This window comes from Staphylococcus schweitzeri, from assembly GCF_002902405.1.
Taxonomy (GTDB): domain Bacteria; phylum Bacillota; class Bacilli; order Staphylococcales; family Staphylococcaceae; genus Staphylococcus; species Staphylococcus schweitzeri.
Window position 1 is genome coordinate 3935 of the sequence record NZ_PPQS01000029.1, and the last position, 11717, is coordinate 15651.

The 11717-nt window shown below is 28.7% G+C and carries 16 protein-coding genes; 8 read left to right on the forward strand and 8 right to left on the reverse strand.

Features of this window, described 5'->3' with window-relative positions; genetic code table 11:
* Both CD116_RS05915 and CD116_RS05920 read left to right on the forward strand, forming a co-directional pair.
* A partial coding sequence (locus CD116_RS05915; RefSeq protein WP_103325204.1) for a GNAT family N-acetyltransferase occupies positions 1-470 on the forward strand: 470 nt, incomplete at its 5' end.
* Positions 471-634: 164 nt separating this feature from the next.
* Positions 635-1252: a LysE/ArgO family amino acid transporter gene (locus CD116_RS05920; protein ID WP_047532276.1), complete on the forward strand. Its 618-nt coding sequence runs from the start codon at positions 635-637 to the stop codon at positions 1250-1252.
* A gap of 67 nt (positions 1253-1319) precedes the next feature.
* Here CD116_RS05920 and CD116_RS05925 read toward each other — a convergent pair whose 3' ends face one another.
* A complete protein-coding gene (locus CD116_RS05925; RefSeq protein ID WP_047532278.1) occupies positions 1320-1901 on the reverse strand; it encodes a histidine phosphatase family protein in 582 nt (193 codons plus the stop codon).
* Between the two features lie 224 nt (positions 1902-2125).
* Between CD116_RS05925 and CD116_RS05930 the strand changes: the two genes are divergently transcribed.
* Complete coding sequence (locus CD116_RS05930; RefSeq protein ID WP_047427189.1) at positions 2126-2362, forward strand: hypothetical protein; 237 nt, start codon at positions 2126-2128, stop codon at positions 2360-2362.
* Here CD116_RS05930 and CD116_RS05935 read toward each other — a convergent pair.
* Complete coding sequence (locus CD116_RS05935) at positions 2359-2562, reverse strand: sterile alpha motif-like domain-containing protein (RefSeq protein ID WP_047532282.1); 204 nt, start codon at positions 2560-2562, stop codon at positions 2359-2361. The genes CD116_RS05930 and CD116_RS05935 overlap by 4 nt on opposite strands.
* A 339-nt stretch (positions 2563-2901) precedes the next feature.
* Here CD116_RS05935 and tsaA point away from each other — a divergent pair, with 339 nt between their 5' ends.
* The 5 genes from tsaA to CD116_RS05960 all read left to right on the forward strand — a co-directional run bounded on the left by tsaA (position 2902) and on the right by CD116_RS05960 (position 5206).
* Positions 2902-3162, forward strand: a complete 261-nt coding sequence (gene tsaA, locus CD116_RS05940) for a type II toxin-antitoxin system antitoxin TsaA (protein WP_047532284.1) — start codon at positions 2902-2904, stop codon at positions 3160-3162.
* 28 nt (positions 3163-3190) lie between these two features.
* Entirely contained in the window at positions 3191-3379 is a 189-nt protein-coding gene (gene tsaT / locus CD116_RS05945; protein WP_047427180.1) for a type II toxin-antitoxin system toxin TsaT, read from the forward strand.
* A 613-nt stretch (positions 3380-3992) separates the two neighbouring features.
* The gene (gene lnsA / locus CD116_RS05950) at positions 3993-4562 is read left to right on the forward strand and encodes a lipoprotein N-acylation protein LnsA (protein ID WP_047447825.1); all 570 of its coding nucleotides are present in this window, start codon (positions 3993-3995) and stop codon (positions 4560-4562) included.
* A gap of 86 nt (positions 4563-4648) precedes the next feature.
* On the forward strand, positions 4649-4933 hold the full coding sequence (locus tag CD116_RS05955) for a hypothetical protein (RefSeq protein ID WP_047532292.1): 285 nt from the start codon (positions 4649-4651) through the stop codon (positions 4931-4933).
* Positions 4934-4993: 60 nt separating this feature from the next.
* Positions 4994-5206, forward strand: a complete 213-nt coding sequence (locus tag CD116_RS05960; RefSeq protein WP_047532294.1) for a hypothetical protein — start codon at positions 4994-4996, stop codon at positions 5204-5206.
* A 578-nt stretch (positions 5207-5784) separates the two neighbouring features.
* On the opposite strand, the gene CD116_RS05965 is transcribed toward CD116_RS05960, so the two are convergent.
* The 6 genes from CD116_RS05965 to CD116_RS13875 form a co-directional block, all read right to left on the reverse strand.
* The gene (locus CD116_RS05965) at positions 5785-5985 is read right to left on the reverse strand and encodes a cold-shock protein (protein WP_001059082.1); all 201 of its coding nucleotides are present in this window, start codon (positions 5983-5985) and stop codon (positions 5785-5787) included.
* 362 nt (positions 5986-6347) lie between these two features.
* Complete coding sequence (locus tag CD116_RS05970) at positions 6348-7016, reverse strand: thermonuclease family protein (protein WP_047551807.1); 669 nt, start codon at positions 7014-7016, stop codon at positions 6348-6350.
* A 337-nt stretch (positions 7017-7353) separates the two neighbouring features.
* Entirely contained in the window at positions 7354-7875 is a 522-nt protein-coding gene (locus CD116_RS05975) for a hypothetical protein (RefSeq protein ID WP_047551801.1), read from the reverse strand.
* Positions 7876-8246: 371 nt separating this feature from the next.
* Positions 8247-9224: a hypothetical protein gene (locus tag CD116_RS05980; RefSeq protein WP_051981592.1), complete on the reverse strand. Its 978-nt coding sequence runs from the start codon at positions 9222-9224 to the stop codon at positions 8247-8249.
* 355 nt (positions 9225-9579) lie between these two features.
* Positions 9580-11082, reverse strand: coding sequence for a von Willebrand factor binding protein Vwb (gene vwb, locus CD116_RS05985; RefSeq protein ID WP_047551798.1), 1503 nt, complete (start codon positions 11080-11082; stop codon positions 9580-9582).
* A gap of 220 nt (positions 11083-11302) precedes the next feature.
* A partial coding sequence (locus tag CD116_RS13875) for an LPXTG cell wall anchor domain-containing protein (RefSeq protein ID WP_240625099.1) occupies positions 11303-11717 on the reverse strand: 415 nt, incomplete at its 5' end.

The following is an 11717-nucleotide window of genomic DNA, read 5'->3' on the forward strand; positions in this document are numbered from 1 at the left end:
ATGATGATTTTAATGAGTATAAACGACTCGTTTCGACAGTCAAAGAAGAATTCACTCAAGATTCACATTATAGTCAAACTATGACTGACACCTTAATACATGACATTTTAAATGAAACTTTACCAACATGTATCGTCTTTGGCTGTTATGACAATAACACACTCATTGCTACAGCTACGCTAGAACAAATTCGATATGTAGGAAAAGAACATAAATCATTAATTAAATACAACTTTGTTAACAATAACGATAAATCGATTAATAGCGAGCTCATTAATTACATCATTAGCTATGCACGACAGAACAACTACGAATCTGTACTCACATCAATAGTATCAAACAATATAGGTGCTAAAGTTTTTTATAGCGCCCTTGGATTCGACATTCTTGGTTTTGAAAAAAATGCAATTAAAATAGGCGATTCTTATTTTGATGAACATTGGCTTTTTTATGATTTGATTAATAAGTAATTCAGTTTTATATTTATATATTCCTTCATTTCTAATAAATCCAAATCATATAAACAAAATCTTTCCTTTCTAAACTGCTCTTATATTGAGCAGTTTTATTTTATTTGATATGCTTCCATTATGTATTTTCAGAATTTTCAATACTTTTAAAGGGGATTAGTCTTATGTTAGCAGCAATTCTTCATGGTTTTATCTTATCAATCGGACTTATTTTGCCATTAGGAGCACAAAATGTGTTTATATTTAACCAAGGTGCCAACCAATCGAAATATAGATATGCATTACCGGCAATTCTTACAGCTGGTCTATCAGATAGCTTATTAATTATTATTGCTGTTATTGGTATATCTATCATTATTATGTCGATGCCCATTCTTCAAGCAATTATTTATGCAATTGGTTTAATATTTTTACTGTATATGTCTTGGACAATTTGGAATGATAAACCTTCAATGAACAACCAAGTAAAAGCGATGTCACCAATGAAACAAGTTAGCTTTGCCTTATCTGTATCACTACTAAATCCTCATGCTATATTAGATACAATCGGCGTAATTGGTAGTAGCGCTGCTTTATACAATGGTAATTATAAAATTGCATTTACTATCGTATGTATAAGTGTTTCATGGCTTTGGTTCTTTTTACTCGCAATATTAGGTAAACTCGTAGGTTCTATCGACAAAACTGGTAGATTATTATTAATTATCAACAAAATTTCAAGTGTCATTATTATAATTGTGGCTCTTATGATTTTACAAAAACTGCTGCAACTTATGTTTTAAGCTTGTAGTCTCATTAAAAAGCGTTACATCAAAGACTTGAACTTGTCTAAGTGTAACGCTTTACTTATTATAAATTTGGATCAATCAACTCTTCAAAGCTAAAAGTTCCATTGTCATATTTGAATTTTAAAATATTACAATTACCTATATTATGTTTCAATGCCTCATTTTTATCTAGGCAATATCTAAGAAACACCCCTATAATTGTTCCATGACTCACTACCAATGCATTATCCTTTGTTTGAGACATCAGCTCATGCAAAGCTTTAACTATACGCTCCTCAACATGTTGCTTTGATTCACCTTTAAAAGGCACTATACGATCTCCGAATAAATCTTCAGGTTTATATAAATTATCAAATAGATAAACAGACTCTCCTTCAAATAATCCGAAATGCCATTCTTTTAATCCTTTTAAACGTTGATATGGTTGGTTAGGCGCGACATTTTCAAGTGTGTCACTTGCGCGTTCCTGTGTTGATGATGCATATAAATCGAAGTTTATCCCCTTGCTTTCAAAATAACTACGTGCTTTTTCAGCTTGCAAAATTCCCAATTCTGTTAATGGAGAATCTCCAAACCCTTGTATTAGTCCCTTAAAATTAAACAAAGTTTGCCCATGGCGCATTAAATATAGCGTTTTAGCCAACAATAACACCTCTTCAATAAAAAGTATTGATAGCTCAAAATATATTATCTTTTTATTAAAATGAGTACCGAATATATTAAACCACTATTTAAACTTTTTTAACAGTGAAAAGCATAGCATTTTAATATACATATTTTGAAAAGTGACTATAATTTTGGTTTGAAAGATTATTTTAATGGGTAAAATGCTATGGAGAATACAGAATCTTAAAGGAGTGAGTATTTATGGATAATCATAATCAATGTAATTATGTGAATCCAAAAAATGTTTCACTTGACTGGGAATGTTTTATAATTAGCAAAAGTGAAATGTTGTTAGATGGTTTACCAAATGAGCTTATCAACACTTGGTTAGATAAAGACATTATTACACCATTTTCGATAAGAAATGATGAAATAAACTTTAAAACAAAAGATATTTGGGATGCACTAATTCATCACAATTGGTATTATTCAAATTAATTTATCATATATAAGCTTATAGCTCTATTTGTAATTTCAATTAATTGATGGTCTTTATAATGAGACAAAACATATGTTCTAATAACTTGATGACTTTCTTCTAAGCGTGGGAATGCTTTATCTTCATTAACGTAATTTGCTAACATGCCGAAAGGTGTATTATCATTTTGAAAACTCATAATGAAATTGTAAAAAGTCATATAACCATCTCCCCTATATTTGATACGTGCTTTTTAAAGTATTGATATTAATCTTATCAGAAAACTAATATTTGTAAATGTGCAAAAGTCATTTTGCACATTTTTTATTGTTCAATTTTATAAAATGTAACGGAAAATACAAAATTTACTGCATTTAAATCCAATTTCAGCATGAAATGATAGGTTAATCCCTATTTTATTTAACAAGTTCGCTCAATTAACCAACTTTAATATTGCTCAAATAATATTTTAAAAATAACTTTACTTTTTATTTACCTTTTGCAAAATAGTGTTATGATATTCAATAAGAAGCTATATTTATATTAGTAGGTGTCAATCATGAAAAACATTCAATTAAATGCTATAAATTTAGTTATAACAATCATATTTATTATCTTTAACATTATGATTACATATAACAAAGGTTTAGATGATTTATGTTGGCTCCTGCCTGGCATTATCATTTGCGGTTCGATACTCATTATATCGTTTACCATTGCAATGATTACTAAATTCTGGTTAAGTGAAATATTATTTTTTATTAACATCGTGCTCGTTCTTTATTATATCTATCCAATTTTCTATGATTTCATTGATTAACGATTACGACTTATAAGGAGGGTTTCACATGACTTTACATTTTGCAATTTTATTTTGGCTAGCATTAATTTTTATCGTTGCTGGTACATTTATATTTGTCTTAATGAAAAAAACTGCTAAAGAATCTAAAAGAGAATCTTATTTAAGCTTTGCCGTTATTTTCTATATCTTTGGATTCGCAATGTTAATTTATACATTAATTTTTGGCATACTTTAAAAGAACATATGATATAAACAGCCAAGGACATTAACTATTGATGCCTTTGGCTGTTTTTGTGTTCTTAATAGACATTTTATATCAACATACATTAATATTTAATATATGTTTCAACCATTTTTATGGAGTGGGACAGAAATGATAAAGAACCACTAATAATTTACTATGCAGTGGCTCTTACACATTAGCCACAGTTAATGTGTACTTAAAAATTGGAATACATGAGTAAATTGCATGCATAAGAAATACTAATTTCTAAGAAAAAAGTATTTCTTTATCATTGACACCCCAACCTGCATTGCTTGTAGAATTTCCTTTCGAAATTCTCTATGTTGAGGCTCCACCAACTTGCACATTATTGTAAACTGAATTTCCATCAACTTCTGTGTTGGGGCACCGCACCCTAACTTACATTGTCTGTGAAAATTGGATATCCATTTTCTCTGTGTTGAGGCCTCGCTGACACGATTGGCTAGAATTGATAAAAGTTTGTTTCAAGTGTATTTTCATTCAGTCAACTACTCCAATATATCATTGTAGAGCTTAGCGCATTGATTTATGCCTAATGCTCGTTTCGATCAATAACATATATTTTTCAACAAGGAGCTTTTAAGTGAATTTTATAAAACATACAATCATTTTTCTCTTATTATTCATTGTTATATCCCCTATTGGTGCACCATCAACTATTGCAGATAATAAATATAAAGAAATAAAAGATGATCATTTTAAATTACAACCTGGTGACATAATTATCACAAAAGGTCCTGTTATGTGGGGATTTTTTGGCCATAGCAGTATTGCCATTGATGATAAGACCATTTTACAGATTGAGGGTCCAGGTGATAAACCTACAACACAATCATTTGAGTCATTTAAATATATATACGCTAGCGGTAAAAACGATTGGATGAAAGTCTATCGCTGTACCTATCCTGGAGCTGGTAAAAAAGCTGCTGATTGGGTTAAGAAAAACTATGAAAACACAAATCATCGCTATCTCGTTACATTAAATTTAAATAGTAAGAACTTCACGTATTGTACGAAAATAATTTATCAAGGTTATAAATTTGGTGTTAGTGAAAAATCTGTTAGAAGTCATGGATTATTAATAATTTCTCCGTACGCTATAAAAGATAATTTTACAGAGCAATATCGCTTAAAACTTGTAAAAACTTATTAAAGACATTGAAAATGCAATTAATTTAGTTAGTATTTTCCAACAAATTGGGTATAACATATAAACGATGTTTCAGGAGGCCTATGATTTTGAATAAACTAACTAAAGAACAAAAATATACAATAGCTAAATTTTATAAATTATATATTGAACGCTCAAATAAAGGTGATACAGAATCTAAGGCTAACTATTTTGGTGATGCTAAAAATGCACAAGAAGATTATTTTTGTGATAGGAACTATAAAGACTTTTATGCTAATTGCATAGTTTTAATTGAACAAGAATATTTACGTGGAGATATTGAAGAGGATAATATTTATAACATTTCAATATTAACTAAAACATTTGTCGAAATTGAGCAAAGTTTTGGTTGATAGCTAGTACGTTCGTTAAAATCAATATAACATTACTAATGAACAGGAGAAATTACTAAAATGAATGAGTGGCATATTAATAACCAATCAACACAACCATTTTTAATTCAACAAAATGAAGCGCTATTGTCGATAGTTAAACCTTTGCCTAACGGTAGCTTTAAAATACTATCGGAAATTAATTTATCAAATGGTCAAATAAATAATAATGATGAATCCTTAGTTATTTCAGTAGACATCAAATCGCTAGAGTTGAATATATTCGATAGATAAATATAAACACAATATTATTGTTTAATTATTTTAATGTTTCGCTTTTTAAATGGTAATAAGATTACTGAATTATTATGAGATTTTAAAAACATTAAATTTTCTCAATAATTAATCAGTCTTAATAAAAAATTAACAAAAAGTTGATTAGTTAAATTATTAATTAAGTAGTAAGATATAATCCGATATGGTATCCTATTATTGTTAAACATTTTGAGTGTTTAACATTACTTCTTGTTATCGCCATATACAGACTTTAATTCTCGTCATTATTAAAGTTCTGTATTGGCGGTTTTTTAGTTTAATAATTTAAATTTATGCTTATGTTTGTTAAGTAATAATAATTTCTAAATAAGTAGCATGTACTGCTAGTTATATGCAACTTATTTTTTACATGTAGTTCTTCCGGCTTTAGTATGTAGATAATTTATCACTTAAATGATTTGCTTTAAAACGTCAATGGAAGCAATGGTAACGTTTATCTGTTACTTGATTGCTATGATTATATTTAAAAAATGATATTTCAAAAATAGTATAAAAAAAAACAGCCCTATAATAAGGACTGTTTGAATTAGCTAAAATTACATTTTAACTACGTTAGCAGCTTGCTCGCCACGGTCGCCTTCAACGATGTCGAATTCAACTTTTTGGCCTTCTTCTAATGATTTGTAACCATCTTCAGCAATTGCTGAGAAGTGTACGAATACGTCGCTACCATCTTCTCTTTCGATGAAACCAAAACCTTTTTCTGCATTAAACCATTTAACTGTACCGTTATTCATATCGAATACCTCCGTCGTGCTTTTGCACTAAATATTTGTAACAAATTCATAAATGAAAAGGAGAATATTCTACAAAAATAACTCACAATTTTCTTCACGCTCTTTATTACTTAACTACTATTATACACTTCTAAATATAGAAGTAAAGCATTAATTTATTTTCTGTGAAAATACATATTGTAATATATAGTAATATTCTATTTTAATACTAAATTCAAAAAAATTATATTCTGATATTAAATACACTTTGATTTGGTGTAATTAATTTTTCATTTCAAATATAATAATACTTGGTGAACTTATGAGTATATATTAAAAGTGCCACTAGCAGCAGTGGCACTTTATGTTAAGTGTCAGTAACTTTATTCTGCGTTACCTTCACTCCAAATATTTAGATGTTCTTTTTTCGCTTGTGCTTCACTTTTCCTTAATAGTTGTTCGTGTGTATTATTAGGTTTATATACATATGCAACTTTTGCTAATCCTTGACGTACTAACGCTTGATTAACCATTTTGCCATCTGCATAAATATAAGCTAATCCACGTCCATATTTATCAGTTTTTTGTCCTTTGTCAAATTCAACTTCAATTTTTTTAGCATTCTCTACCATTTTTTTCGTAAATGCGCTTGCTTCTGGTCCGTATTTTTCAACGCCTTTTTTAGGATGTTTCGTTTCGGGCGTATCAATTAATAACAATCTAAATGTCATTGGTTTTCCTTTGTACATTAACTTAACAGTATCACCATCAATTGCTTTGATTAATGTCGCAGGCTCTTTATGTAATTTAGTCGTTGCTGATTTGCTGTATTCAGTTGTATTGCTATTTCCATCTTCATCAGCTAGTTGAGCAGCTCCTGCAGATTGATTAAAGTTAGAAACTACAACTAATGTTAACACTAAGCAACTAGTAGATAAAAATAAAAATCTTTTCATTGTATGCCTTTGAGAAAGTTTACTTATAGCCTTCACTATAAGTACTAATGAAACAATTGCCGTAAATATGCCAGCACTTAAAAAGTATTCTGTCATAACTAACACCTCTTTCTTTTTAGTTAATTTTCATATTAAACGTTAATTAAATATTTATCTACAAATTTACAATTAATTAATAAATATTTAATAAATTAACAAATGTAAATGTAGTTATTTATATTTGATTTGTATATTTTGATATCACGAATTAATCTTTTTTATCTTTTAAAAATTTAAAAAGCCTGCAACTATAAGCGTTGCAGACTTAGTTATCAAGACAATGTATATAATGTCTCTAAATCTATATTAAAATTGATAATCTATCAATGAAATTGTCGTTATTTATATGATGTCGATTAAATATGAGATATGTAACTTTTAAATTTAATTTGATTTAGCTTTTTTCAGATTTATCGATTTGATTATTTACTTTATCGATTTGGTTATTTAGATATTTTTGATGCGATTTACCTAAAGTATTAACTTTTGCCGTTGCTTTAGCAAAATCTTCATATTTATGTGTATATTTATAGTCATTAATTAAACTTTGTGCCTTTTTAACATGATCACGTCTAATTACGCGTTTGTCACGTTCAGTAAAATGTGATGAGTCAATTTCACTATAACCATATAAGCAACCTTTTTTACTACCTATTTGATTAGTATGTAAATCATATTCTATGTAGTTGTCATTAGATAGTGATTTTAATTTATTTAATTGAGTCTTTTCTACTATTGAAATTTTCTCCTCAGTTGTAATTTCAGTATGATTTTGTAAAATATTTTTATTACCCGAATCTTTTACAACAAAATTAGTTTCAACACTCTCTGTTACTAATGCGTTTGCGTGATTAGAATGCCATAATTGCGTCGCACAAATTACACCCATTATTAATACTAGTACTTTCTTTTTCATTAGTTCTTGCTCCCTTATTCCTTTTTTATAACCGACTTATTTACCCTGCTTTCTTCGCCATCGAAAATTATATACTAATATTTTCGGAAAAATAATTAACTTGTGATAAACAAACTATTAACAATTATCTCGAGTCTAACTTTTATCTTAAATAAATGGAGTTTTATTTAAGATTAGTTAAACTTTACAACTTTAAAGTGTAAACTACCTTTCATTCGTTGATAGTTGTCTATAAATCAACAAAAATACAGCCTACAACCATATTGATTGTAGACTATATTTAAAATAATAAGTATCTATCATATCTCGTAAACTTAGTACAAATTTTTATACTCGCGTGGTGCTGATGCGCTGCCCTTAAATTCAGGAACTTAGTGTGTAGGGCTATTACTTAAAGCAGCATATTGGTAATTTACATTTTTGATATTAAATGGTGGTTTAACAAATTTATAAGCATTTGATTTTGAAAATGAGTAATATTTCTTCACACCTTTCACTACTTTATAAGAGTAGAAGTATTTATAGTTATATGCTTTATTTACTCTAGAATTTTGATGTACTGATTTTGTATTACTTTGAAAACTTGGTACATGCATGCGGTGTGAACTGTGACCATATGATGGAATTACTTTAAAACTATTTATTTTTGGTGCAATACAAAAATGATGAATTTTAATACTAGCATGTCCTGGTGTTACAAATTTATGAGCATGGTAGCCAGGTACTGCAATATGATGATTTATAATTAAAGATTGAGATGGGTGTTTATATCTATGCGCTTCTATTGGTTTAACAGTAAAATGTTTATTGCTAGAAGTAGTTGCATGATTTATATATTTATGTACATGCGTTGATTTGAATGAAGTAACTTCTTTCTTGTAGTGTGTTTGTGTAGTAATGAAGTGGTATTTTATTTTGTTTTGTGTAATAAATCTTTTTACTTCTGGACCTTTAGTAACAAAAGACTTTCCAATATTATGACTGGGATTGTTGTTTCCTGTTACATTCACACGTTCATTTATTTCTTTGTACTCTGGTACAATGCTTCCTAACTTTGATTCTAGTACGGCAAATTTTCCACCTGCAATTTTACCAGCTACTGATGGATCTGCAATTTTTTTCAATTTATCTTCAGAAGCTACAAAGTTTTTGTTGTTAGTTAAACTACTGACATTTAGCTTTAGTGCATTCTTATATTTATCATAATCTGGAATTATTTTATTAATACTTGTTTCTGGAACTACAAAGTTTTTGTTTACACTTTCAGTTGAAGCTTTAGCGTGATTTGAATTCATAAATTGTGTAGCAAATAGCGTGCTCATAGTTAAAATTAATAATTTCTTTTTCATCTGTCATTTCTCCTTTATATAGACTCAATATTTTTAACCAATTTAATTTCCCTGTTAAATTCACTAACAGAATTATATACCAGAATTTTATGTATAATAATTAACTTGATGTAAACGTTGTCTTAACATTTTACTTAATTTACCACTTAAAATTAATTATTGATTTTGATAGTTAAGCATAATAATTTTCTCGTAATATAAAGTGAAAAAAGTAATAGTCCACACCTGCTTAGAATGTGGACTATGTATAAGATATTCATTTAAATTTCACATGATGTATCTTTGATATATTATTGCTAGTTTAAAATATGTTACTTTTCAGCAAATTATTTACTACTTTGCAGCTAAATATTTATTATTTGCCATTATATACTTTATTGATTTGTTTATTAAATCGTTTTTGATGTCCTTCACTTAATGTATTTACTTTTTGTTGGGCATTCAAACGGTCTTTATAACTATGTGTATCTTTATAGTTTTCTACTAATTTCTGAGCTTCCCTAACATGTTCACGCTTAATCACACGTTTTTCACGTTCAGTTAAATGTGAAGAATCAATTTGACTTATACCAACCAATGAACCCGTTTTTCTTCCAGGTAAAGCAGATGTTTCTTCAAATTCAACAAGATTATTATGAGTGTGATTTGAATTTGTTGGTGATTGATGCGTTGTTGTGAAATCATGACTTTCACCATTTAATCCAGCTAATTGTTTTGGTGCTTGGTAAGTAATTTGTTGTTGTGTTTGACGCTCTACTGTAGGCATTGGAACCTGTGTCGTTGTTTCAGTGTATGTAGGTAGTGTTGGATTCTTTGTTGGTTCAGAAACCACAAGTTTCTTGTCGTTTACGTCATCGTCTTCGTCATATTCTAACGATACAACTGGTGTATTTTTATTTTGTTGTTTAGCTAAAAATCGTTCTTTTATTTCTTTAAATTTCTTTTCATAATTAGCTTTTTGTTCTTCAGAAACTTTGCTTGATGTAGATTTGTAATTTTGAGAGTCTAAACTTCTTTTACTTCTTTTTGAGACATTTGTTTTAGCTTCTTCTGTATCTGCTTTTAACTTTAATGCCCTTACTATATTTTCTTCATTATTTTCAACTAACACTGGTATATCCGCCGGTCTGTTCTCACTGATTTCAACAAAAAATTCATCAATAATAGATTCCAAATCTTTAACTCTATCATCTGACATTCTTTTATTTTTAGGGGTTTTATCTTCTCTTTCTTTAGTCGATAAACCAACTACTATATCTAATTTATTATATAAGTTTTCTCTTGCACCCTTATTACTAAAAAATGCATAGCCTAACATTAATACCTTATTTTCCAATTCATTTAATTTAACATTCGATTCATATTCTTCATCATTACTGTACCTCTTTAATTCTGGATACTTTTCTTCTATTTTCTTAGACTCTATTTCAAATTCCTTTTTATTTTCTTGTAATGATTCATAAATTTTCAAATACCTTTCATGTGTCAGTCCTAATATGTCAACTGGTATCTGTATATTATTCTTACTATAGTATGCTATTTTTCTCTCTTCATCTATAAATTTATTAAGTGCATCAATCTCAGCTAGAAATTTTTTCTGATATTTTTCATTAATATCTTTATATTCCAACTCATCATATCCATCATAATCATGAATATCAATTGAAGTAATTAATTTATTTAAACTATCTTTATATTGATCAAGATTCCAACTATTACTTTTTTGACCTTTTACAGATAGTGCTTTGGATACATATGGATTCTTCTCCCCTGAAACCACTGCACTTGCATGATTGTTTTCCAAAATTTGTGATACACATAATGCTCCCAATGTTAAAACTAGCAATTTTTTCTTCAACTGTATTTTCTCCTTAATTTTCCCTAATTAACAACCTAACTTTTACCCTATTTTTTCGCCAAGCCAAATTATATAACATCTACCTTTTTAAAATAATTAACTGTTGATGAATTAATTATTAATTATATTCAGGCAATATATTTGGAAAATCCAAGCAAAAAAGCCACCTTTCAAGGCGACTTCTTTATTTATCATATGATTAATTTAATATAATTATTACTTATTTCTTATCTTTATTTTCTTTTTTTCTTCTGAAAAGTAGTAATGAACCTAATGATGCAAGGAATCCCCAAATTAGTGAGTTATTTGCTTCGCCTTCAGAACCTGTATCTGGTAATGGTTCTTTACTATCTTTAGCCTCATTTTTATTAGAAGCATTGCTACCTTTTTTAGGTGAATTAGGCGTTATTATATTATTGTTAGAACCTGAATCAGAAACACTGCCTGAATCGGAATCACTGCCTGAATCTGAGTCGCTTCCTGAATCGGAATCGCTTCCTGAATCTGAGTCACTTTCTGAATCGGAATCACTGCCTGAATCTGAGTCGCTTCCTGAATCTGAGTCGCTGTCTGAATCGGAATCGCTATCTGAGTCTGAGTCGCTTCCTGAATCTGAGTCACTTTCTGAATCGGAA

What these genes read in the sequence shown, in the direction of transcription:
- CD116_RS05960 (WP_047532294.1), top strand. Translation starts at nt 4,994, where the DNA reads ATGAATGAGTGGCATATTAATAACCAATCAACACAACCATTTTTAATT.
- CD116_RS05935 (WP_047532282.1), bottom strand. Translation starts at nt 2,562, where the DNA reads ATGACTTTTTACAATTTCATTATGAGTTTTCAAAATGATAATACACCT.
- CD116_RS05975 (WP_047551801.1), bottom strand. Translation starts at nt 7,875, where the DNA reads ATGAAAAAGAAAGTACTAGTATTAATAATGGGTGTAATTTGTGCGACG.
- CD116_RS05965 (WP_001059082.1), bottom strand. Translation starts at nt 5,985, where the DNA reads ATGAATAACGGTACAGTTAAATGGTTTAATGCAGAAAAAGGTTTTGGT.
- CD116_RS05930 (WP_047427189.1), top strand. Translation starts at nt 2,126, where the DNA reads ATGGATAATCATAATCAATGTAATTATGTGAATCCAAAAAATGTTTCA.
- tsaT (WP_047427180.1), top strand. Translation starts at nt 3,191, where the DNA reads ATGACTTTACATTTTGCAATTTTATTTTGGCTAGCATTAATTTTTATC.
- CD116_RS05920 (WP_047532276.1), top strand. Translation starts at nt 635, where the DNA reads ATGTTAGCAGCAATTCTTCATGGTTTTATCTTATCAATCGGACTTATT.
- CD116_RS05970 (WP_047551807.1), bottom strand. Translation starts at nt 7,016, where the DNA reads ATGACAGAATACTTTTTAAGTGCTGGCATATTTACGGCAATTGTTTCA.
- CD116_RS05980 (WP_051981592.1), bottom strand. Translation starts at nt 9,224, where the DNA reads ATGAAAAAGAAATTATTAATTTTAACTATGAGCACGCTATTTGCTACA.
- tsaA (WP_047532284.1), top strand. Translation starts at nt 2,902, where the DNA reads ATGAAAAACATTCAATTAAATGCTATAAATTTAGTTATAACAATCATA.